At 71.9% G+C, this 23,152-nt stretch carries 16 protein-coding genes; 8 read left to right on the top strand and 8 right to left on the bottom strand.

Going from position 1 to position 23,152, the window contains the following annotated elements:
* Positions 1-182: 182 nt before the first annotated feature.
* Complete coding sequence (locus ACZ7MY_RS12000) at positions 183-7,124, bottom strand: glycoside hydrolase domain-containing protein (protein ID WP_499601246.1); 6,942 nt, start codon at positions 7,122-7,124, stop codon at positions 183-185.
* A gap of 348 nt (positions 7,125-7,472) precedes the next feature.
* Entirely contained in the window at positions 7,473-8,090 is a 618-nt protein-coding gene (locus ACZ7MY_RS11995; protein ID WP_499601245.1) for a hypothetical protein, read from the bottom strand.
* Positions 8,091-8,259: 169 nt separating this feature from the next.
* On the opposite strand from ACZ7MY_RS11995, the gene ACZ7MY_RS11990 reads away from it, so the two are divergent.
* Complete coding sequence (locus tag ACZ7MY_RS11990) at positions 8,260-8,952, top strand: class I SAM-dependent methyltransferase (protein ID WP_499601244.1); 693 nt, start codon at positions 8,260-8,262, stop codon at positions 8,950-8,952.
* A 63-nt stretch (positions 8,953-9,015) separates the two neighbouring features.
* On the opposite strand, the gene ACZ7MY_RS11985 is transcribed toward ACZ7MY_RS11990, so the two are convergent.
* The 3 genes from ACZ7MY_RS11985 to ACZ7MY_RS11975 form a co-directional block, all read right to left on the bottom strand.
* Positions 9,016-9,357 carry a DUF5713 family protein gene (locus ACZ7MY_RS11985; protein WP_499601243.1) on the bottom strand — a complete coding sequence of 114 codons (342 nt, stop codon included), beginning with the start codon at positions 9,355-9,357 and terminating at the stop codon, positions 9,016-9,018.
* 158 nt (positions 9,358-9,515) lie between these two features.
* Positions 9,516-9,911 (bottom strand): hypothetical protein, encoded by a 396-nt coding sequence (locus tag ACZ7MY_RS11980; protein WP_499601242.1) that lies wholly within the window; start codon positions 9,909-9,911, stop codon positions 9,516-9,518.
* Between the two features lie 89 nt (positions 9,912-10,000).
* Positions 10,001-10,225 (bottom strand): hypothetical protein, encoded by a 225-nt coding sequence (locus tag ACZ7MY_RS11975; RefSeq protein ID WP_499601241.1) that lies wholly within the window; start codon positions 10,223-10,225, stop codon positions 10,001-10,003.
* A gap of 136 nt (positions 10,226-10,361) precedes the next feature.
* Here ACZ7MY_RS11975 and ACZ7MY_RS11970 point away from each other — a divergent pair, with 136 nt between their 5' ends.
* Together ACZ7MY_RS11970 and ACZ7MY_RS11965 are read left to right on the top strand one after the other, a co-directional pair.
* Positions 10,362-11,162 (top strand): barstar family protein, encoded by an 801-nt coding sequence (locus tag ACZ7MY_RS11970; RefSeq protein WP_499601240.1) that lies wholly within the window; start codon positions 10,362-10,364, stop codon positions 11,160-11,162.
* A 318-nt stretch (positions 11,163-11,480) separates the two neighbouring features.
* Positions 11,481-15,608 carry a carboxypeptidase regulatory-like domain-containing protein gene (locus tag ACZ7MY_RS11965; RefSeq protein WP_499601239.1) on the top strand — a complete coding sequence of 1,376 codons (4,128 nt, stop codon included), beginning with the start codon at positions 11,481-11,483 and terminating at the stop codon, positions 15,606-15,608.
* A 64-nt stretch (positions 15,609-15,672) separates the two neighbouring features.
* On the opposite strand, the gene ACZ7MY_RS11960 is transcribed toward ACZ7MY_RS11965, so the two are convergent.
* Positions 15,673-18,468: an ABC transporter permease gene (locus ACZ7MY_RS11960; protein ID WP_499601238.1), complete on the bottom strand. Its 2,796-nt coding sequence runs from the start codon at positions 18,466-18,468 to the stop codon at positions 15,673-15,675.
* A 5-nt stretch (positions 18,469-18,473) separates the two neighbouring features.
* Positions 18,474-19,172 carry an ABC transporter ATP-binding protein gene (locus ACZ7MY_RS11955; RefSeq protein ID WP_499601237.1) on the bottom strand — a complete coding sequence of 233 codons (699 nt, stop codon included), beginning with the start codon at positions 19,170-19,172 and terminating at the stop codon, positions 18,474-18,476.
* Between the two features lie 69 nt (positions 19,173-19,241).
* Between ACZ7MY_RS11955 and ACZ7MY_RS11950 the strand changes: the two genes are divergently transcribed.
* From ACZ7MY_RS11950 to ACZ7MY_RS11930, 5 genes are all read left to right on the top strand, one after another.
* The gene (locus tag ACZ7MY_RS11950; RefSeq protein ID WP_499601236.1) at positions 19,242-19,841 is read left to right on the top strand and encodes a PadR family transcriptional regulator; all 600 of its coding nucleotides are present in this window, start codon (positions 19,242-19,244) and stop codon (positions 19,839-19,841) included.
* 87 nt (positions 19,842-19,928) lie between these two features.
* Complete coding sequence (locus ACZ7MY_RS11945; RefSeq protein WP_499601235.1) at positions 19,929-20,396, top strand: GNAT family N-acetyltransferase; 468 nt, start codon at positions 19,929-19,931, stop codon at positions 20,394-20,396.
* A gap of 63 nt (positions 20,397-20,459) precedes the next feature.
* Positions 20,460-21,038 carry a hypothetical protein gene (locus tag ACZ7MY_RS11940; RefSeq protein WP_499601234.1) on the top strand — a complete coding sequence of 193 codons (579 nt, stop codon included), beginning with the start codon at positions 20,460-20,462 and terminating at the stop codon, positions 21,036-21,038.
* A gap of 146 nt (positions 21,039-21,184) precedes the next feature.
* On the top strand, positions 21,185-21,676 hold the full coding sequence (locus ACZ7MY_RS11935) for an FBP domain-containing protein (protein ID WP_499601233.1): 492 nt from the start codon (positions 21,185-21,187) through the stop codon (positions 21,674-21,676).
* 125 nt (positions 21,677-21,801) lie between these two features.
* Positions 21,802-22,134, top strand: coding sequence for a hypothetical protein (locus ACZ7MY_RS11930; RefSeq protein WP_499601232.1), 333 nt, complete (start codon positions 21,802-21,804; stop codon positions 22,132-22,134).
* A 66-nt stretch (positions 22,135-22,200) separates the two neighbouring features.
* On the opposite strand, the gene ACZ7MY_RS11925 is transcribed toward ACZ7MY_RS11930, so the two are convergent.
* Complete coding sequence (locus ACZ7MY_RS11925; protein ID WP_499601231.1) at positions 22,201-22,953, bottom strand: helix-turn-helix domain-containing protein; 753 nt, start codon at positions 22,951-22,953, stop codon at positions 22,201-22,203.
* Positions 22,954-23,152 lie beyond the last annotated feature (199 nt).

The raw sequence follows: 23,152 nt of genomic DNA, 5'->3' as shown, positions 1-23,152 counted from the left end.
CCACCGTGGTCATCGTGCTGGTGGGGGTGCTCTGAGCCCGGCATGGCAACGCCGAAGGGCCCCTGTGGGTGAACAGCATGCGTTCACCCACAGGGGCCCTCGGCGGTGTGGCGCCCGCTGGGGATCAGCCGGATCCTGCCGCGCCCTCACGGGGGCGGCAGGTCCGGCGGTCGTAGCGTGCCCTACGACCAGGGGAGCCACTTGTGCGTCGCCCACTCCGTGACCGTCGCCCAGAATCCGGCGTCGTCGTCGGAGCCGGTCCCGTCGCGGCCGCCGCCGGCCGCCATCGGCCGGTGGTCGCTGTCCGTGGGCTGGAACCCGACCGTGTAGGTCCGGGTGACCGAACCGCTGGCCGAGGTCACCTTGATGGTGCGGGTGGTGAACCGGTGCCCGGTCGACGAGAGGACCGAGCTGCCGTCGGTGACCTTCACCCGCGCGCCGGACTCGGCCGGTACGGCCGACAGCGCCGGGATCTTCCTGTTCTTCGGCCAGTCCACGACGTACGTGGACACGGCCGGGTCGAACCCGTCGATGGCGACGCCTCCGACGGTGATCGCCTTGGCGTCGGCAACACTGGCCTTGGTGGCGTCGGTGTGGTTCGTCACCTTGACCGATCCGTCGGCGTTGACGACGACCTTCGCCGCCATCGCGGCCGACAGGTTGATCCGCTCCCAGCTCGCTCCGCCGTCCGCGGTGAGGTCCAGCGGGGAGCCGGAGTCCGTCGCGGTCTGTTCGAGAATCTGGGTGCGCTGATCGGTGGTGAGCTCCGGGAAAGCCGTGCTCAGCAGGGCCGCCGCGTCGGACGGCGCCTTGAGGGCCTGCCCGGACTCCCCGACCCGGGAGAACCCGTAGTCCAGGCGCTGCGTGTACAGGTCGACGTGCTGCGCGGTGCTCAGGCCGGCGTAGGAGTCGCCCGCGCAGGCCTCGAGCGTGTCGCCGTAGCCGGCCTTCTCGCAACTGGCGAGCAGCACGTTCTCCATCTCGGTGTGGGCCTGCGTCAGCAGCTTCGCGAAGTCGGGGTCCGCCCACCGGTGCGCGACGGTGGCCTGTGCGGCGATGCGGCCGCCCATGACGTCGAGCGGGTAGTGGAACCCGAGGACGATGCGGTTGTCCCCGTACTCCGAGGTGCGGGCGAGGATCGACGGTGCCAGCTCCGGCAGGAGCGTGGCGAGGATGGTCCCCGCCTCGTAGCCGCCATAGGTGTGGCCGCTCGGGTACGAACCGCTGGTGGTGAGGCTGCCGTAGGAGCCGTCCTGCGACTCGTAGACGGCGCCGCCGTCGCCGACGAACCCGAGCCGCACGTACGGGCGCTGGTAGCCGAAGTGGTCCTTCGCCGCTCCGCCCATGTCGAGGCCCTTGGTGACGCGCGAGAACAGCGCGCCGGTCTTCGGCAGCCGGCCGCCGTTCAGGGCGTCCAGGTAGATCTGGCCGAGCCGGGAGCCGAGGCCGTCGGCCATCGTGACGGTGGAGCTGTTGGTCGCGTCGACCTCGGCCCGGTCCACCTCCTTCTGCGTCGCGGCGTTGTTGATGCGCACCGCGATCCGGTCGTTCTCGGCGGTGAGCGGCGTGCCGCCCGGCACCTTGGTGTTGGCGGCGAGGATGCCGGAGTCGAGGTCCTCGAAGCCGTTGAGCAGGCCGTAGAAGTAGTCGGTCCCGTCACCGGTGCCCGGCCACTTGTCCGACGCGTAGGTGGCGTTGAGCGTGTCGTCCGGGAAGGGGGACGGCTCGTACGCCGGATCGGAGGCGTCCGCCGCGGCGGCCGCCGAGGTGGTCACCAGGGGGGTCGCGGCGGTGTCGTCCGAGGTTCCGGCGAGCGTGACCGCGGTGACGGTGGCCGCGTGGGCCTTCGCCTTGCCCGCCGTCGTCAGCAGCGTCGTGCCCGTGGTGGCGGGAACGTGCGCGGTGGTTCCGTCGTCGAGGGCCACGGTGTAGCCGATGACCGGGAATCCGCCGTCGCCGGCGGCGCGCCAGGTCACGCGGACCTGCTTGCCGTCGGTGATCACACCGGTCACGGCCGGCTTCTGCGGCTTGCCGCCGCCGGTGACCACGGGTGCCGTGGCGGGACTCGGCTGGGAGGTGCCGACGGAGTTCACCGCCTGGACGCGTGCCGTGTACGACCTGCCGGACCGCAGCCAGGTGAAGGTCGTGCTCCGGCTGTCCGGATCGTCGATCTTGATCTGGTGGCCGTCGCTGAGGGTGATCCGGTAGCCGGTGACCGGTGAGCCACCGGTGTCCTTGGGCGCGGACCAGGCGACGGTCACGCTCGTGCCGGACGAGGTCGCCGACACCGCGTCGGGCGCGGCCGGCACCGTCCTGGGCTTCGTGATGAGCCCGGCCATGGCGTGGCGGAGGGCTTCGTAACGGGTGGTGAGGGCCGCGTCCGTGGCCGTTCCGTCCGCGACCGCGGTCTTCGCCGCGGCGAGTGCCGCGGTGAACGCCTTCCACGACGCGTCCGTGTAGCGGTCGTTGTCGAGGGCCGACGCGGTGGTGACCAGGTCCTCCAGCTTCAGCCGCGGGAGCGGGATCAGCTGGCCCGCGGCCAGGGTGAGGCTGCGCGTCTGCGTGTCGACCTCGAGCTGGGTCGCGTCGTCGGCGGCCACGAGGGTGCGTGCGGCCGCGAGTTCACGTCCGTACACACCGAAGTCGATCGCGTCGTAGCGCGCCGCGTCGGCGGAGAGCCCCTCGTACTGCTCGATCGCCTTCCGCAGGGCGGTCTTGTCCGTGACGGCGGGCGTCTCGACGTGGTTGAAGGTGATCCGGCCCAGGTTCGCGACGTACGGGTGCGAGGAGTCCGGGGTGGTCGTCAGCCGCAGGTAGACGGTGTGCTTGCCGGTGATCGCCTTGGGCAGCGTCAGGCTCGTCGCCCCGCCGGACGACCACGCGGAGCCTGTGACGGGCAGCGGCACGGTCGCGTACGGCGTGCCGGGGTCGGCCGTGTCGAAGGAGTCCAGGTAGAGCTGGACGGCGGATCCGGTGCCGCAGCGGGCGGAGTTGTTGACGTAGGTGATCGTGACGGTGCTCTTCGGGGAACCGCCGAAGTCGATGTCCCCGTAGTTGACCCAGGCGCCGTTGTAGGTGCCGCCGAGGTCGGTGGTGGAACCGGAGCCGGTCCAGCCGACGGGCTCGCTCTTGAGGCCGCCGCCGCTGTTGGAGTGCCACGCGGTGGCGTCGAAGCCCACGGGGGCGTCGGCGGTCTGCGTCAGGGCCAGCGAGTAGACGTTGCCGACGTAGGGCTGGGAGGCGGTCTGCGTGCTGGAGACGAACGCCGCGTACACGTCCTGGACGCCGGTGAAGACGCTCGGGTCGAGGTGCACGCTCGTGGTGGCGATGGTTCCCCAGCCGGAACCGCTGTAGTCCAGCGGGATGTCGACGCTCGTCGCACCGTCCTTCGAGCCGAGGTGCAGCTCGATGTGCGAGTCCGACGCCGCCCGCGACTGGGGCTTGTCATACCGGACGGTCACGGTGTCGGCGCCGTTGCGGAGGTCCGTGTCCTTCCACTGCGCCCACGCGCCGTTCGTCACGTTCTCGAAGATGCCGTTGCCCAGGTTGAGCGGCAGCGAACCGTTGCCGGTCGCGCTGCTGTTCACCGCGGTCAGCGTGGCGAGCGTGGTCGTGGGAGACGTCGAAACCTCGTACGGCGAGAACTGGTACCAGTCGAAGTTCGACACCCACTGCTGACCCGACGGGGCGTGGAAGACGAACGTCGCGCTCTTCGCGCCCAGCAGGGCGTCCGGGTCGGTGACGGCCGCCTGCACCGTGTTCCAGTACTGCCAGCCGCCGGTCCCGGGGAGCGAGACGGTGGCGACGACGGGGCCGTCGGCGGCGCCGGCGTGGATGTCGACGCTGCTGGGCTTGGCGTTCGTCGGCTGCGAGTTGGCGTAGCGGACCGAGATCGTCCGCGGCGCGACCCCGCCGAAGTCCAGCTTGCTGAACCGCTCCCACGATCCCTCGGTGACGCCACCGAGGTTGCCGTCCGAGTTGTTCCGCTCGCTGATGAGGCTGGGGCCCTCCTTCTGGTCGGGGGACTCGGCCTGCAGGACGGCGTAGCCGCCCTCGTCGATGGTCAGCCCGTTGATGGCGGTCTGCAGCGCGTCCTGCGCGGCCATGATCGTGCCCGTCGCGGAGCCGGAGTCCGCGAGGACGGTCCGCGCGCGTTCGAGGGCCGACCGGAACAGGTTCCAGGAGCCGTCGGAGTAGTTGGCGCCGCGCACCACGGACGCCTGGTCGACGAGTGCGCCCAGGGCCTTGCGGTGCACCGCGGCGGCGGAGATGAGGAGCGGGTCGGTCGGGGACATCCCGGTGCCGCTCACCGTCGAGGCCCGTACGCCGTGGGCGAAGGCCGCGTCGCGGAAGGTGATCCCGAAGCGCGCGTCGACCTGAGTGGTGCCGGTGAGGGACAGCGTCGCCGTCCGCTTGTCGTCGACGCGCAGGTCCGCGGTGACGCCCTTCGGCAGGCCGGTCACGGTCGCCGCACCGGTCTTGGTGAGGCTGGTTCCCTTGTGGGCGTCGAAGGTCGCCGGGCCGGACAGGGTGAGCTTCACGCTGCCGTCGACGGTGCCGTCCTCGTCGGTGTCGACGGTGCCCGGACGGGCCGAGACGAGGGTGTCGCCCTTGTCCGTGCCCGTGTCGCCGTCACCCGTGTCGCCCGAGTCGGTGTCCAGCGAGTACGCGGGCTTGGTCTTGGCGCCCCACTGGGAGGGCTTGGAACCCATGGTGAAGTCCAGGGTGCCGCCCGCGATGATCTGCGAGTAGTCCAGCCACGTGTTGTCGAACCGCTTGTCGTTCAGGGTCGCGTTCTGCACGTAGTAGTTGGCCGGCGAGACGCCGTCGGCCTTCACCGTGAACTTGGAGCCGTTGGCGTAGCTGATCGTCGTGGAGTCGAAGAACGGGCTGCCGATCTGGAACTGGCTGGAGCCGGCGGTCACCGGGAACAGGCCCAGGGCGGCGCCGACGAACATGGTCGACATGGTGCCGGCGTCGTTGTCCATGGTCGGCAGGAAGCCGTTCGGGGACAGCTTGTAGACCTGGGTCTTGACCGGCGGGCGGAACTCGCCGCCGGAGCTGGGGGCCTCGTTCGTGGAGCCCGTCGCGATGTAGCGGTTCCAGGTCGTACCGGTGTAGATGGCGCGCACCCACTTCTGCGTCAGGCTCGGCTCGCCGACGTAGTTGAAGAGGTACGGGGCCTGAAGGTCGATCTCGTTCGCGTTGGAGTGCAGCATGGTCGAGCCGTCGTCGACGGCCGAGTCCTCGCCGAACATGTGCTTGATCGCGGCCTTGCCGGCCTTCTGGCCGCCCATCGCCTCGATCAGGCCGCCCATGTCGTAGGCGTCGTACCAGTGGTACTGCCAGAGCGTGCCCTGGTAGAGACCGGCCGCCTCGAACTTCTCGTAGTCGGCGCTCTGCCAGTCGCCGTTCGCGGCGCGCGGGGTGAGCAGGCCGACCTCGGTGCCGTCGGCCGCGGTCCAGGCGCCGGACTTCACGAGGTTGTCGATCGCCATCGTCGACTGGGCGCGCAGCTTCTTGGCGTCGTCCTCCTTGCCGAGCGCGTCGGCGATGACGGACAGCGCCCACTGGTCGTAGCCGCGCTGGACGGTGGTGCCGGGGTCACCGGTGACGTAGCCCTGCCGCAGCTGAGCACCCGTGTAGTAGCCGCTGTACTGCAGCAGCGCCGGGTACGCCTCGTCGAGCCGGTCGAAGTTCTTGTAGCCCTTCGACAGCGCGTCGGCGACCAGCACGGCCGAGCGCTCCCAGCGCACGGTCGGGACCGAGTGGGTCAGGCTGCCGAGGCTCTTGCCGGAGGCGCGCGCGTCGGCGAACAGCTCGATCAGCGACTGGATCATGTCGCGGTAGGTGGCCGGGTCGATGTACGACTCGACGGAGTACTTGCGGAAGTCGTCCCAGGTCGACCAGCCGTCGTAGTACGTGAAGCCGTTCGTCTTGTGCACCGCGCCGTCGGCGCCGCGGTACGTGCCGGTGGTGCTGGTGGCGTTCACCGGCAGCGCGTACATGCGGTACAGGTGCGTGTAGAACTCCTTGGTGAGCGTCGACCCGGGGTCGGACTTCGCCGAGGCGCGGACGTCGACGGCGCCGAGCGCGCTGTTCCACTCCGCCTTCGTCCTCGCGCGCGCCTGGTCGAAGGTGAGGTCGCCCACCTCGTTGCGCTGGTCGGTCGCGGCCTGCTCCGCGCTGATCGGCGACAGCGTGACGCGCAGTTCGACGTCGTTCCCGTGGGACGTGTCGAACCCGAGGACGACGCCGGTGTCGGAGCCGTCCTGCGCGGTCGCGTCGCTCAGCTTGCCGTCGTTGCCCCAGCTCTTGAGCGAGGTCACGGGCACGTTGGTGGTGGCGTTGTAGTACAGCTTGTACGAGGCGCCGTTGAACGAACCCGCGATGAGCCCGCTGAGCGAGGTGGTCCCGTCCGGGAGCGTCGTCGCCTGCACGGTCGAGCGGGTGCGGCTGGTGAAGTTGTTCGCGAGGTCCAGGACCAGCTCGGGCTCCGAACCGGCGGGGAAGCTGTACCGCTCCAGCGCGGTGCGCGTGGTCGCGGTCACCTCCGCCTTGATGGTGCCGGGGTCCTGCGTCACCGCGGAGCCGGTTCCGGAGATGGCGCCGAGGCCCACCTGGTAGTAGCCGGGCGTCGCGGTCTCGTCGTCGTGGCTGTACGCGTGCGCGTAGGTGCTGGGCGCGGGGCGCTTGTCGTACCGCACGGAGGTCGGGACGACCAGCAGGTCACCGCCGCCGCCCGAGCCGCCGACGCCGTCGAGGTTCGTCGCGGTGAACCCGGCGATGTGGTCCTCGTTGTAGTCGTACCCGGGGTGGTTGCGGTTCGGCGTGGTCAGCGGGCTGACCTTGGCGAGGCTGTGGGGCGCCTGGGCGCCCGGCAGGTCGTTGCCGTCGTCGCCGGCGGTCGCCACGAAGGGGTCGACCAGCTTCGTGTAGTCCGTGCCCCCGCTTGCGGAGCTTCCCGTGGACCCCGCGGACGAGGTCGCGAGGGGGACGGCCGCGGCCGCGCCGCCGCCCGCGAGTGCGGCGAGGCCGAGCGCGCCCGAGAGCAGCGCGGCGACCGTCGCGCGCAGGGGGCGGCCACGACGGGGGGCGGTTCCGGGTGGAACCGCGCGGGGCAAGGGGACATGGGATCTGATGGACACGTGACCTCTCCAGCGTCGCAGTACGCACGCACGGATCGGCCCACCCGAAGACAACGTTGTCAGCCCGGGACGCCGGGCGTGCAACCCAGAGCGAGACGGCAGTGGACGCACGGGTTCACACCCCCGCCGCGTTCACGGCCTTCGATCATCAGATACGCCGAAGGCATACGGGAAGCGAACAAAAATCGCACAGAAGGTGCGTGCCGGGTGCCATGTCCGGATAACAGCCGTGTTCTCCGCGGCTTTCGGCGCGCATCTGACGGGCTTTCCCGGGACTTCCCGGGACTTCCCGGGACTTCGCCGGGTGCGACGGCCCCGCGTCGGTCAGGCCGCGCGCTTCCACAGTTCCTTCCATCGCAGGGACCTGGCGGCAAGGAGGCGCCGGTCGACGTCCGATGGACGTGAGCCGAGACTCACTCCGCATCGCGCGCACAGGCGGTACACGTGGCGACCGCTCTTCCAGGAGCACGTCTTCGCGTCGCTGCCGCAGGCTCGGCATCGCGGGCTGTCGGTTCCGAGCGGGATCGCGGAGGCGAGGACGCGTCCCACCACGGTCGGCAGGGGCTCGGAGGGGTGGAACTCGGGATCGGGGCAGAAGGCCAGAGAGCCCTCTGGTCCCCGTCGTTGGTCCCGCCAGCCGCCGTCGGGCTGTGGCACACGTCGCCCGAGGCCCTTCTCCCGCCGGCGGCGGGTCACGTAGGCGGTCTCGTCGGCGAGCCAGAGTCGGCGTGCGGACCGGAGCTCCTCCACGGCACGGACCAGTGCCGCCGGATCGTCCTCCAGGACGGCGGGGATCCGGGCGCTGCGGCACAAGTGGTGGTACGTCGCGCGAAACCCGTACGGAGCGAAGCTCACCACGCAGGTGCGCAGGGCGTTGTGGCGGGCGCGGACCGGCAGATCCGCGTCGTGCACGCGGCGGCGATGGGTCTCGAAGCCGGCCATCGTGCGAGGGTAGGCCGCGATCCACGAGGGCGCATCCGACTCGCGCCGCCTCCGGCTGTCCCGGCCCTCGGGCGCCTGCTCCGGCCACTCGCGACGTAACGCAATGACCGGCGTGCCCAACCGCCGGTCGTGACGCCGCCTGTCGGACCGCTCGTCTAGGGTCGCCGGCATGGCTGAGCCCTCCTATCTGACCGCCGTCCGCGAGTCGTACGACACGGTCGCCGCCGATTACGTCGAACGCATTCCGCCGCCGGCCGCCATGGACCCGCTGTCACGCGGCATGCTGGCGGCGTTCGCCGAACTCGTGCGGACGGCCGGCCCCGGGCCGGTCGCGGACCTGGGATGCGGCCCCGGCCGCGTCACGGCGCACCTGGCCGGGCTGGGAGTGTCCGCCTTCGGCGTCGATCTGTCGCCGGAGATGATCAGGCTGGCCCGGCAGGCGTATCCGGACCTGCGGTTCACCGAGGGTTCGCTGACCGCGCTGGAGACGGGGGACGGCGAGCTCGGCGGCATCCTGGCCTGGTACTCCACCCACCACACGCCACCGCAGTGGCTGCCTGCGGTGTTCGCCGAGTTCCACCGCACGCTCGCGCCCGGCGGTCACCTGCTCTGGGGAGACTACGTCGGCGACGAACGGCTGCGGCCGACCCAGGGCTACGGCCATCCCGTGTCCTACGAGTCGTACCTCCTGCCCCTGAACCGCGTGATCGGCCTGATGGAGCAGGCCGGACTCGTCGTCACCGCGAGGCTGGAGCAGGAGCCGGGCGGCCGGGCGAGCAGACCGCGCGCCTGCCTACTCGCCCGCAAGCCGGAGCAGCCCGCACCTTTTGCCCCTCCGCGTCCGGCGACCGCCGGATCCTGACCCGGGGTCGCGCACCGGTCACAGCCATGCGGCGACTGCAACGACCAGCCTTCCCGTCCTCGTTCACCAGTCCCGGCCGGCGGTCAACTCCTCCGCATCCGCCTCTGTGAACCCGTATGCCGACGCGACGAAGCAGAACTCATCACAGATCCACTCACGCGCGACCGTCTCGATCTCACTCCCGGCCGCAACGAACTCCTTGTCCAGCAGGTTGAACTCCTCCGTCGCGACCTGGGCGAGCGCGTACAGACCTCCCATGTCCGACGGCTGCTCGGCCTCGATCTGCTCGCACAGCCGCAGCAGGATCGCCTTCCCGTGGTCGACCACGGGATCAGGGAAGTACGGGTCGTCATACATCTGCCGCAAGAACGCGTGCCCGGACACCTGGTGGTTCTTGATCGGCATGGCACTTCCTAACTCCGTGAGAAGCTGACCCGCCGATCATGCACAGCACCACTGACAACAGCGCCCCAGCGGACGACAGGCCCTCTTCGCACGGTTGGACCGGCGGTCGAGCACCGAGACGGATGGCCGCACGCGACGGTGCACCGTCCGTTCTGTGGTCAGAGCTCATAGGGGAAGAGGGTGATCTCGTCCGGATCGAGGGAGAGCTCCACCCAGGTGTCGGCGACGTCGGACGGTAGTGGGCACGCCACGTCCAGCAGCACCGGCGTGCCTTCGAGGGTCAGGACGGCAACACCGTCCTCCGCGGGGTCCAGCTGTCCGCGCAGGACGACACGGCGTCCTTCGGGTCGGACCGCCGGTCCGCAACCGTCGACGGGTTGGGCGTTCCGCCCCCAGACGATGGGCTCGTCGACGGTCCACTCGACGAAGTGCTCACCCGGCTCAGCCCGGGGAGGACCGAGCCAGCGAAGGGCGATGCTGCCGAAGGCCGTCTTGATCTCGGCGAGCGGGAGGCCGCCGTCGGACGGCGCGAAACTCATGACTTCGACCAGCACCACTCGATCATGCAGGACCCTGCACGACGGCGTCATGGCGTTTCCGGCGGACGTGAGCTCGTGAACCTTCCGCAAGAGGGCCCGCTGCATCAGTCGAGCCGCCAACGCCCGCACCACGGAGCGCAGTCGGCGGCAGGGCGTTCCTCCCGGCCGTCGGCCCGCCGGACGAGGAGCCGGCCACCGTCGAGGGAGATCCGGTCTCCCGGCATGAGGAACAAGGAGCGGTCGAGGCGGTAGAGCAGGCCCGGATCGAACCTCACCTCGTTGAGCAACAGCATCCGGGGGGCCGTCGCTGGGTTGCCGAAGACTCGCACGGCTCCATGGTGCACCGCCGTCGGGAGCCCGGGGCACCGGTTCGGGGGCGCTGTGGGTCGAAAGGACCGCAGCCGCTCTGACCCCGGTGTCGTACGGACCGTAGGATCAACCCCGATCACGACCGGGGGGTACGAAGTGCCGCAAGGGCAGCAGGGATTCGGGTACGCCCTGACCAGCGACGAGGATCCGGAGGACTTCTGGGGCCACGCACGCGAAGCCCGTGGCTTGTTCGTCCCCCTCAAGGGCGGATACCGGCGGGTCGAGCTCCTCGGATGCGCACCGCAGGGCGGTCTGCTGGACTGCCTCGACCACATCGGCGGCCGACGGGCTCAGGCGGGGAACGCGTACCTGGACCTCCTCGACGCCCGGGGAACCCGGATGGGTGGATACTTCGTCGGTGGGCTGGAAGTCACAGGTGCGAGGGCGTCGGCCCTTCATCCGGGCTCCGTCGACGTCACCGTGCGCCTGTGGTGCGATGACGCCCTTCCCCAGTCCGGTTGGTCATGGGACCTGATCAGGACGGGGAGGCTGGACCGTAAGGGCCTGTGGCGCTCACTCGGCCCGACAGGCCGCCGTGCCTGGCTGTCGGTGGCCCTCTACTCTCGTGGCTACCGGCCCCGTGAAGACGCGCCCGCGGGGCGGGTCTTCACTCTGGACGGCCTGCACGTCGTGGACGAGGACAGCTTCTACTGCGCGTTGGGGGAAGCGGTGAACGGGCCGGGCGGATACTTCGGCTGGAACACCGCGGCCCTGGACGACTGCCTCATCGGCGGCTGGGGCGCGTCCACCCCGTTCACGCTGGAGTGGAACCACTCGGACCTCGCAAGGTCACGACTGACCGAGCCCCATTACCGCTACAACGGTGACGTCGCCACGTTGTTCGACGTCGTGCTCGAGATCTTCGGCAGGCGCCGCGCCGATGTGATCCTCCGCTGACGTGCGGCCGGTGGGCACGGCGTGGGCGTCAGGCGCGCGGAGAAGCGCGGTACGGAACCACTGGGTCGCCGCGGAGCGCGGCGCGGCGTGAATACGACACATGGCGCCAAGACGCCAAGTCCGCCCATTGACCTGGTTGTCGTGGGCACGCGATCTTTCTTCCGGCAACCGTGAAGTCGTCCGGCCGCGTCGTCGGCGTACTGTCCTGTCCGCTCCGCCCTCCATCGGAGTCGCCCTGTGCCCGTTCCCCGCCCCTCACGCCTCCTGCGGTTCCCGAGGAGTGTCCCCGCCCGGCCGACGGGATCCCCGTGGCAACGTGTGACCGGCGCCGCCGCGGCCCTGCTGCTGGCGGTTCTCGCCGTCCAAGTCCCGCAGCAGAGCCCGGCCGTCGCCGACGACACCGGGCCCGCGACGGAGTCGCTGTGCGGCACGCCGCAGCCCGGGCACTTCGGTTGCTTCGCGGTGCGGCAGACGCAGGGCGCGGGCGGAGCCGGCGCGCGTTCCGCCGCGCCCGAGGGGTTCGGCCCGGCGGACCTGCGCTCGGCGTACGGCCTGCCCGCCGACGGCGGCGCCGGGGCGACCGTCGCGGTCGTGGCCGCGTACGACAACCCCAACGCCGAGCAGGACCTCGCCGCCTACCGGGCCCGGTACGGGCTGCCGCCGTGCACGGCGGACGACGGCTGCTTCCGCAAGGTCGACCAGCGCGGGGGCACCGACCTCCCGCTGCCCAACGACGGCTGGGCCGGCGAGATCTCCCTGGACCTGGACATGGTCTCGGCCGTCGCGCCGAAGGCGCACATCCTCCTGGTCGAGGCCGACAGCTCCGCCACGGACGACCTGGGCGCCGCCGTCAACACCGCGGTGGCGCTGGGCGCGCGTTACGTCTCCAACTCCTACGGCGCCTACTACGACGGACCCGACCTCGCCGCCCTGGACGCCGCGTACTTCGACCATCCCGGGACCGCCGTGGTGTTCGCCTCCGGCGACTACGGCCACGGCCTGAGCTACCCGGCCTCCTCCCCGTTCGTGACGTCGGTCGGCGGCACCTCGCTCCGCAGGAGCGACACCGGTGCGCGGGGCTGGACGGAGACGGTGTGGAGCGGCACGGGCTCCGGGTGCTCGGCGTACCAGCCGAAGCCGGCGTTCCAGACGGGCACGGGATGCGACCGGCGTTCGGTGGCGGACGTCAGCGCGGTCGCCGACCCCGACACCGGTGTGGCGGTCTACAACACCTACTCCGGGGGAGGCTGGGGCGTGTACGGCGGCACCAGCGCCTCGGCCCCGATCATCGCGGGTCTGTACGCGCTGGCCGGGACGCCCGTCGCGGGCACCTACCCGGCCGCGTACCCGTACCGCACGCGGGACGGCCTCAACGACGTGACCGCCGGCAGCAACGCCCACTGCTCCGACGACGCGCCCTGCGACCCGGACACGGCGCCCCCGTGCGATCCCGCGAACAGCTGCGTCGCCGGCCCCGGCTACGACGGTCCGACGGGCCTCGGCACCCCGAAGGGCGTGGACGCCTTCCGGGCGGGCCCGCACGGCACGGTGGGTGGCAAGGTCACCGACCGGGCCACCGGGAAGGCGCTGTCCGGGGCGACCGTACGGCTGGGCACGCTCACGGCACGCACCGCGGCGGACGGCCGCTGGTCGCTGGCGGCGCCCGCCGGCTCGTACGCGCTGAAGGTCGACGCCTTCGGCTACGACCGGAAGGACCTGGGCACCGTCACCCTGGCGGACGGAGCGGAGCTGACCCGGAACGCCGCGCTCGCGGCGGTGCCGACCGCCACGGTCTCCGGCACCGTGCGGGACGGCGGCGGACACGGATGGGGCGTCTACGCCCAGCTCACCGTCGACGGCGTCCCAGGGACCGTCTACACCGATCCCGCGACCGGCCGTTACTCGGTCCGCCTCGAACGCGGCAAGACCTACACGCTGCGTGCCACCGGCCTGTACCCCGGCTACCGGCCGGCCGAGACGCAGGTCGTGCTCGGTTCGTCCCCGCGGACCGCGGACCTGGCGCTCCCGCTGGTCGGCTCCGGTGCCCTCCCGCCCGGTTACGCCGTCGACTACCACGGGGGCGGCTTCCAGTCCTTCGACACCGCCGCCACGCCCGCCGGGTGGAGCGTCGTCAACCACACCGGCGCCGGGGGCTGGGGCTTCGACGACCCGCTGACCCGCGGCAACCAGAGCGGTGGTGACGGCGGCTTCGCCCAGGTCGACGACTACGCCCTCGGCTGGGGCGAGGTCGACACCGAACTGATCAGTCCCTCCTACGACTTCTCGGCGCAGACCCGGCCGGCGCTGGAGTTCGACACCGCGCTGCCCAGTCTGTGGCGCTTCAACGACCCGACGGCCGACATCGACGTGAGCACCGACGGCGGGGACCACTGGGAGAACCTCTGGCACCACACGGACGTCGTGGAGGGCCCCTCCCACCAGACGGTTCCGCTCACGGACTACGCCGGAAATCCCTCGGTGCGGCTGCGCTTCCACTTCGCGGGCTCGCTGACGGGCATCTGGCAGCTGGACAACGTCGCCGTGGGCACCCGTTCGCTGGTCACAGTGCCCGGCGGGCTGCTGACGGGCCGGGTGACGGACGCCAACACCGGTGCCGGGATCGCCGGAGCGGCCGTCTCGGCCGCCAAGGCCCCGCAGGACGGCGGGCGCAGCATCGCCACGCCGGACGACCCGGCCGTCGGCGACGGGCTGTACTGGGCCTTCTCCTCCCGCACCGGCCGCCAGGAGTTCACGGCCGGGCTGCCCGCCTTCGGCTACCCGGCCCGGACGTCCGGCGTGACGGTCAAGGCCGGCGCCGTCACCGCCGCGGACTTCGCCCTCCACCCGTCCCGGCTGAAGGCCGTCCCGGGTTCGGTCGGCGTCACCGTTCCGTGGGGTGGGAAGAGGACCGTCACCGTGAAGGTCCGCAACACCGGAGGGGCCCCCGCCTCACTCGCCGTCGGCGAGCAGGCCGTCGCGGACGCCCCGCGTGCGGCGGGTGCCGTCAGGGAGCGGACGGCGGCAAGCCCCGATCCGCTCGGCACCACGGCGACCGCCGTCGCGGCCGAGGGCCGGGCCGGCGGGGCGACCGCCGGGCAGGCGTGGCAGCCGCTCGCGGATCTCCCGCAGCCGATGAGCGGGGGCATCGCGGCCGCGTACGACGGCGTCCTCTACGCCGGTCTCGGCCAGACGCCCGACGGCCAGTGGACCACCGCCCTGCGCTCCTACGACCCGGCCACGGCGGCCTGGAAGGACCTCGCGCCGGCCGTCACCAAGCGCACCGGCGCGGCCTACGGATTCGTCCGGGGCAAGCTGTACGTCGTCGGCGGAAAGAACCGCGCGGGCGCGCCGATCGCCGGGGGCGAGGTCTACGACCCGGCGACCGACACCTGGTCGCGGATCGCCGACGCGCCCAAGGCGTACGGCAGTTCCGCCGCGGCGGCGGTGGGCGACCGGCTGTACGTGGTCGGCGGCTGCACGAGCTTCACCTGCGGCTCGCGCGACGTGCAGGTCTACGACCCGGCGAGCGACACGTGGTCGGCGGGCCCTGCCTACCCCCTGCCGACCTCCTGGCAGAGCTGCGGGACGGTCGAGGGGACGCTGTACTGCGCGGGCGGCGTCCACCAGGGCGACGGGCAGCCTCCGCACGCCACGGCGGCCGGGTACGCCCTGGACCGTGCCGCGGGCCGCTGGACCCCGATCGCCGATCCGCCGGTGGACTTCTGGGGCGCGGCGACGGCCGTCGGGGCGGGCCGGCTCATGGCCGCCGGCGGTGTGCTGGTCGGGGCCGCCGCGGTGACCAACGAGGCGTACGCCTACGATCCGGGCACGGACGCGTGGAGCGCGCTGCCGAACCTGCCGCAGCCGCTGTACGCGGCGGCGGGAGCACCCGGCTGGTCCGTCATGGGCGGCCTGAGCGCCGACCGGGTGATGCAGAGCTCCGCCCTGGAACTGCCGGGCTACGACTCGCCCCACGGGGACGTGGCGTGGCTGGCGGGCAAGGCGGGTTCCGCGTCCGTCGCCGCGGGCGGGACGGCGGAACTGAGGGTCACCGTCGACGCCCGGGGCATGGGCCCGGCCGACGCGGGTGTGCACCGCGCGCGGCTGGTCGTCGACAGCGACGGGCCGTACGGCTCCGTCACCGTGCCCGTCACCATGACCGTGGTGGCGCCACCGGGGTGGACGCACCTGAGCGGCACCGTCAGCGGCGCGGGGCGGCACGGCGGCAGCACGCCGCTGGCCGGGGCCACGGTGCGGGTCGGGACCGGGACGGGTGCGCACACGCTGAGCACCGCCGTCGACGGCACCTACCAGCTGTGGCTCCCGGAGGCCGGACGTACCGTCGCGCTGAGGGTCGGAGCCGAGGGCTACCGGACGGCCGAGCGCACCGTGCGGACGGGCGGTCGTGACGCCGTCACCGCCGATGTGGTCCTGACCAGGCGTTAGGCGCAACGGCGCGGTGGGCCCGGTCCGTCGGGACCGGCCCCACCGCGCCTGCCCGCGGCAGTGGTCACCCCATGGCCAGCAGACGGGCGGGCGCGACGCGCGACTGCGCGCGGACCGGCAGGGCCAGGGCCGCGCAGACCAGGACCACAGCGGCCAGGGTGGCCAGCAGTGCCGCGCCGCCGACGGCCGGAAGACGCCCGCCCAGCGTGCCCCAGCCGATCGCCAGTACCGTCACCAGCCCGGTGACCGCGCCGGCCAGGCCGCCCAGCACGGCGAGCAGGGCACCCTCGTAGTAGCTGAGCCGGGCCAGTTCACGCGTCGTCCAGCCGGTGGCCCGCAGCACGGCCAGGTCCGCGGCGCGTTCACGCATGGACAGGACCAGGACGTCGACGGCCCCGGCGGCGCCCAGCAGCAGCGACAGCGCGACGCTCAGGTAGTCCGCGGTCCGGGCCTGCGCGACGACGGCGTTGCCCAGCAGGGAGCCGGCCACTTCGCCGCGGAAGCCCAGGGTGAGGGCGAGCAGGACGGTGAAGGCCGCCACCGCCAGGGCGAGTCCGGCCGCGCCGAGCACGGTACGGCCGGGGAAGCGCAGCAGGTTGCGCACGGCGAGCCCGAGGACGGAGCTGACGGGCGCGGCCCGTCCGGTGGCGGTCACCGGGGGCGTGATCGCGTCCAGCGGCTTGAGCCGGGTGGCGCGCCAGGCCGGGAAGAGCCCCGCGGTGACCGCGAGCAACAGCGCGACGGGCAGCACGAGCGCCGCCTTCCGCCCCGCGTCGGGCAGTCCCAGCACCACGCCCAGGACGTAGGCCAGCACGGCGCCGAGGGCGCCCGCGCCCAGGCCGATGACGAGGAGTTCGCCGAGGATGAGGCGCATGATCTCCGGCGGGCTCCAGCCCAGGCAGCGCAGGGTGCCGATCTCGATGCGCCGTGAACGCACCGACGCCAGGGCGGCCTGGGCGAGGAACAGCGCGCAGACGATCAGGACCAGCACGAACAGCACCGCGCTCTTGGCGTCGACGGCCTTGAGGATGCGCAGGGCCACGCCCTTGGCGGTCCAGTTCTCCACCACGTGGACGCCGGGCAGCGCGATGGTCTGCGGCGCCGGCGAACTGCCGATGGTGATGTCCACCTGCAGGCCGGGGTACGCGGTGCGGATGCGCCCCGCGACCGCGTTGACCCGGGCCTGTGACGCGGCGTCGACGCCGGTCACGCCGGCAACCCGGATCCGGATGGCGCTGATGGGGGCCTTGTCCTGCACGCTCGGCTGCCGGCGGCTCCCGGTCAGTACGGGCAGCGCGTCCAGGGACGTGAGCATGGTGGGCGGTGCGGCCAGGTAGCCGCCGAGGTTGCGGTCCGGGCGCAGCGGCCGGTCGTGCAGGGCCGCCCGCCCGGCGTCGTCGGCGCCGGTGACCTGCGGTGAGCGGTAGGTCTCCAGCGGCACGGCGGACAGCGTGGAGAATCCGGGGAGTTCGGTGGCGTCGTAGCGGCCGACCGGCTTCAGGTACGGGACCGGGGTCCTTCCGTAGTCCTCGTACGCGCAGGTACGGGTGCCCCAGCAGGCGGTTCCGGGGTGGCTGACGACCTCCCGGAACTGGGCGCCGGTGTTCTCCTCGGGCACGAGCTGGATGAACTGGCGGTCGCTGTTGGTGCGCCACAGCTCCGGGGACTGGTCGGCGCGGGCGCGCGGCGCCAGGTCCGTCCCGGTGCGGCGGTAGTCGACGGGGCCGACCGTCCAGTAGCTGTCGGCCTGCGGGGCGAACAGGGAGGCGCCGGGGAAGCCCTGCTCGAGTTCGGCGCTGACGCGTCCGACCGGTGTTCCGCGCAGGTCGTTGACGAAGTCGTGGGCGGCGGGGCTGCCGAGCTTGCCGCGCAGCGTCGCGGGGTCGCCGGTGTCCAGGCGTTCCACGGTGGCATTCATGGTCCCGGAGGTCAGGCTCTGGTCGCTGAGCACCATCGGGATCGTCCAGTAGGACTCGTTGGACCAGTTCTCCTTGCGGCCCCAGGCGGGCTTGTCCCGTTCGGTGAGCATGCGGCCGGAGGTGACGGCGTGCCCGAGGCCCACCAGCCGGTCCTCGGCGGCGGGATCCACCGCCGACAGCAGCACCGGGTAGGAGACGGGGATCTCGGCGACCGCCCTGCCCCCCGCCGACCGGCAGGTGAGCCAGCTGTTCATGTCGGGGTCGAAGGGCGACTTCTCGCGGCGGTCCTCGCGTATGAGGTTGGGTTGCAGCGGACCGAATGCGCCGTCCGCGGTGTGTTCGACGTGAATGTCGGTCTTGTTGTAGTTGTAGTACCAGCACACCGGATAGGTCCGGTGGTCGGCGTGTTCCTCCTGCAGGCCGGGGTACGTGGAGTCCGAGAGCGTCTCGGACGCTTTGATCGGGTTGCGGCTCACGTACAGGTACTGGTCGGCGACACGGTAGCGGCCCAGCCCCGCGGTCAGTGTCGGCTGGATCCTCAGCATCTGGCCCTGTGCCTCGCCGTCCACGAACGACGACAGGTCCACCTTCAGCGTTCCCTGCACCATCAGGTAGCCGACGTTGGCGACGGGCGCGGCGACCTCGATCCCTGGCATCTCCTTGATCCGCTCGTACTGGCTCGTGCCGATGCCGCCGAAGATCCCGGACAGGAAGTTGGCCCCGACGAGTTGGTCGCCGCGTTCGAGGGCGGTCTGGCTGCCGTGGGGGCGGACCAGGACGTCGTACGCGGAGCGGGCGTTCTTCCGCACGGTCTCGGTGGTCCGCGCCTGACTGGTGGTCACGGTCGAGGTGAGCAGGGTGAAACTGGTGGCGGCCACGAGGATGCCCGCGGCCAGCGCCAGCGCGCGGGCCCGGTGCCGGCGCAGCTGTGACCAGATCATGGCGATCACGGGCGCAGGCCTCCGAGCCGGTCCAGGACGTCGGCCGCGGGCGTGACGCGTTCGTCGGCCACGACCTTCCCGTCGCGCAGGCGCAGGATCCGGTCGCAGCTGGCGGCCACCTCCACGTCGTGGGTCGCGACCAGCAGCGTCATCCCGAACTGCGCGGTCAGGGACAGCAGCAGGTCGATGATCTCCCGGCCCGTCGCGCTGTCGAGGTTGCCGGTCGGCTCGTCCGCCAGCAGCAGGCCGGGCCGGTTGACCAGCGCCCGTGCGACGGCCACGCGCTGCTGCTGACCGCCCGACAGCTCCGAGGGCAGCGCGCCGGCGCGCCGCTCCAGGCCCACGGCCTCCAGCAGTTCCATGCCGCGGGCGCGCCGGTCGAAGTCCACCCGGCGGGGCAGTACCGGTGCCAGCACGTTGTCCAGCACCGTGAGGGCGGGCAGGAGGTGGAAGCGCTGGAAGACGAAGCCGATCCGGCGGCGGTGGGCGTCGAGCCCGTCCGGTGCCAGGACGGTGCCGTCGACCTCGACGGTGCCGGAGTCCGGCAGATCCATGCCGCCCACCAGGTGGAGGACGGTCGACTTCCCGGCGCCGGACGGACCGGTCAGGGCCACCGATTCGCCGTCCCCGATCTCCAGGTCGACGCCGTCCAGCGCCACCACCCCCGGATGCCGGCGGGTCACGCCCCGCAAGGTCACGCCCATGCTTCCGACCACCCCTCCTGCATTGCGGCAATGCACGGGTACATTGTCACAACACAGAGGGGATGCAAAATGCCACTGCACCACGCGGTGCTCGCGCTGCTGGCCGAGGGACCGAGTCACGGCTACGAGCTCAAGGGCCGTTTCGAGGAGGCGATCGGCCCGCAGTGGGGCGGCCTCAACATCGGGCACCTCTACCAGATCCTCGAACGGCTGGTCCGCGACGGCCACGTCACCCGGTCGCACGTCACGCAGAACGACCGCCCCGACAAGACCCGTTACACCCTCACCCACCAGGGACTCGACGAGCTCGACAACTGGGCGACGTCGGCCTGGGTCCGCACCGGCGGATACCGCGACGAACTCTTCCTCAAGCTCTTCGGCGCGGCCTCGCTCGGCCCCGAGGCCCTGGACACCCTCGTGGCGAACCAGCGGCAGACCTACCTCTCCGAACTCGCCGCCCTCACCCGCCTGCGCCGCACCCACACCGACGACCCCCTCGTCGCCCTCCTCATCGACGCCGCCATCGCCCACACCAAGACCGACCTGCAACTGGTCGACACCGCCGCCGACCGGCTGGCGGTGCTCGCGCGACCCGGCGTCCCCTCGCACGAAGCGACGGAGGAACCCCCGGCCGTGGACGCGCCCACGGCACCGGCCACGGGTGGATGAGCAGGAATGGCCCGGCGTCGGGTTCCTGAGAAGACTGGAGCCCGCGGCCGCATCAGGCCGCTCCCCGGGCACCGCGGACGCCACCCGGTGCCGAGACACCTGGACAGGAACCGGATCATGAGCGTTGAGGTAGAGGTCGTCCGCGAGGCGGACGACGAGCTGGTCGAGGCGTTCACACGCCTGCTCCCCCAACTGTCCGCCAGCGCGGCGCCGCCGGACCGCGAATCGCTGCGCAGGCTGCTGGCCGCCGAGGCGAACACGGTACTGGTGGCGCGTGTCGACGGTCGCGTCGTCGGGACGCTCACGCTGGCGATGTTCCCCCTGCCGACCGGGATGCGCGCCTGGGTCGAGGACGTGGTGGTCGACGAGGCCGCCCGCGGCTACGGCGTCGGCGCCGCCCTCACCGAGGAGGCGATCCGGCTGGCCGACGTCGCCGGAGCCCGTACGGTGGACCTCACGTCCCGGCCCTCGCGGCAGGCGGCGAACCGGCTGTACGAACGTCTCGGCTTCCTCGTCCGGGACACCCGCGTCTTCCGCTACACGCTGCAGGCCTGAGGCGCCGGCGGATCTGCCCGGGCGGCGGGGAACCGTGCGGCCCCGCCCCACGTCGTACCTGCCATGATCAAGGAACCCACCGCTCGGCGCCTTCCCGCCGCCCCGCTGCTCGCCGTCCCGCTCGTGGCGCTCCTCCTCTCGTGTTCCGCGCCGTCGGACGACGGCGCGGACCGCACCGCCGGCGGCACCCGTACGCCCGTGTCCGCCTCGGAGCCGGCCGAGGCGTCCGCTCCGGGGGCCGGTTCGGAGTCGGCACCGGGGGCCGGTTCGGAGTCGGCACCGGCGGGGTCCGAGTCCCCCTCGGCGGGGCAGCCCGAGGTCCCGGTGGAGAAGGTGCGCGACGCCTTCGCCACCCTCCAGGCGACCTACCACTCCGGCTGCACGCCCACCACGTCCCAGGGCGAGTGCGCGTACTTCCTCACCCGGGTGCACGACGAACTCGCCGGACTCGACGAGGCCATGAAGGCCGACCCCCAGGGCCCCGGGCACTTCCGCGAGCCGCTCGCGTGGATGGCGCGACTGCACGGCACCCTCGGCAAGGACACCTCCTTCGAGAACCTGAAGGAACACCAGGACGACCTCGTGGCGACCCGCGACCGGATCAACCGCTGGATGCAGGGCCACCCCGAGGACTACCGCTGAGCCTGCGCTCCAACCGCCGATCACCCCTCGCCGGCCCGGTAACCGCCCGGCGAGCGCCGAGCCTCCCCAAACCATCACGGCCCTGCGTCGTAGCTGCACACATTAATAATTTGCCTAATACCTTTAGGTAAACTAGCCTGCCGTTCATGAAGCCACTGACCGAGCGGGAGATCCGCGGCGCCTTCGTGAACTGCAGCAAGGGCGAGGCGAAGCGCCTGCACGTGCCCCGCGACCTGGCCGAGCAGCCCTGGGACGACCTGGACTTCCTCGGCTGGCGCGACCCCCAGGCGCCGGACCGGTCGTACCTCGTCACGGAGCTGGACGGGCGCACGACGGCGGTCGTCCTGCGGTCGTCGAACACGGCCTCCTGGCAGGCGCGGCTGAGCATGTGCTCCATGTGCCTGACCACCCACTCCGGGGGCGTCTCCCTCATGGTCGCCCCGAGGGCCGGCAAGGCCGGGCAACAGGGCAACACCGTGGGTGCCTACATGTGCAGCGACCTCGCCTGCCCGCTGTACGTACGGGGCAAGAAGGACGCGGGCATCGGCGCGCGGCTCCACGAGACCCTCACCCTGGAGGAGAAGATCCAGCGGACCGTCGCGAACCTCGCCGCGTTCCTGGCGAAGGTCGCCGCCTGAGACGGGTCGGGACCGGAGGCACGTCAGGCCGTACGCGCGGTAAATGGCGCGGCACGGCGGCTCCCGGCCGGTAGGCTCCCGCCGCCACGCGGATCAGGTGAACGCGTGCGGGGAGGGGAGAGCGCATGGCGGAGGCACGAGCGATGCCGAACGTGACCGACGAGCGCCTGTGCTGGCTCGTCGTCCGCGACGAGCTGCGCAAGAAGGCGGGCCGACTGCGCGTGTTCGGGTGGATCACGGTCCTGTTCAGCAGGAACGACGGCGCGACCACGACGGGCGGTGACCTGAGACGCGAGTACGCGTCGGACAGGATGGCCGACTACGCGCTGGCCGTGGACGACGCCGCGCAGGGCCTCTCCCCCGAGGAGCGCAGGCACCTGCGCGCCGTGGGCGAGGTGCCGGAATGGTTCATGGCCGACGTGGAGCGCCGCTACCGGGTGATCCGCAGGCAGCGCTGACGACACCCGTCCCGTTCCGGTCCCGGGGCTCTCCTGCCCACGCCCGCCTCCGTGGCCGCGGGTCCCTCACGCGTCCCGGCCCGGCTGCGGCGCGTCGTGTGAGGTCGCGTCAGGCCTGGTGTGGAGGACGGCGCGGGCCTGCTCGGCGGCGCGGGTGACGCTTTCGCTGATGAAGTCGAGGAAGCGGGCGATGTTCTCCAGGCGGGCGGCGGCCGGGGTGTCGGGGCCGAGGACGGCCACGCCCTGGCGCGCCGTCGCCACCAGTTGGTCGTTGGCCCGGGCGCTGGCGATGGTCGCCTGGTAGAAGAGTTCGTCGTCGACGAGGTAGCGGTCACGGCGGCGTTCGTCCCGTTCCCGACGGACGAGGCTCTGACTCTCCAGGAAGGCGATCGCCTTGGAGATGGACGCCGGACTGACCTGGAGCCGCTGGGTGAGCTCGGCCGCGGTCAGACTGCCCGCGTCGGTGGTGAACAGGCACGTCAGCACCCGGGCCCCCATCTTGTTGAGACCGGAGGCCATCATGACCGTGGTGAACGTCTCCTCGTACTCGGCCACGGCCTCCGGATCACGTCCGTGCGCCGGAGGGGCCGACTGCGCCCCCCTGACGGCCGCGGGCTTGCGGCGGTGCGCCCGGCGCTCGGTGGCCCGGTGGGCGAGGTCGGCGCGGTAGGCGGTGGGGCCGCCGTTGCGCATCACCTCGCGCGTGACCGTCGAGGTCGGACGGTCCAGCCGCCGGGCGATCTCGGCGTACGGAAGGCTGTCGGCCAGCCCCGACGCGATCTGCTGGCGTTCCTGCTGGGTGAGCCTGCCTCCCGGCATCGTGATCTCCCTGGTGATCGCGCGATGTCCCCGATTGCCGCACCATAGCGTTCACTTCCCAACCATTGCAATGATCGAAGCGGCCGACGTTGCATTATCTTCAGGATCGTTGCAACAAATTCCCTCATCTCACCTGCGGTGATGGGGATTTGACGCAACAAGAACGTTGCCGTCGACTGGAAAGCAACGTAGCGTTTCC

It is taken from the genome of Streptomyces sp. NPDC111520, assembly GCF_055635295.1.
This window is presented reverse-complemented; position numbering and strand designations above follow the sequence as displayed.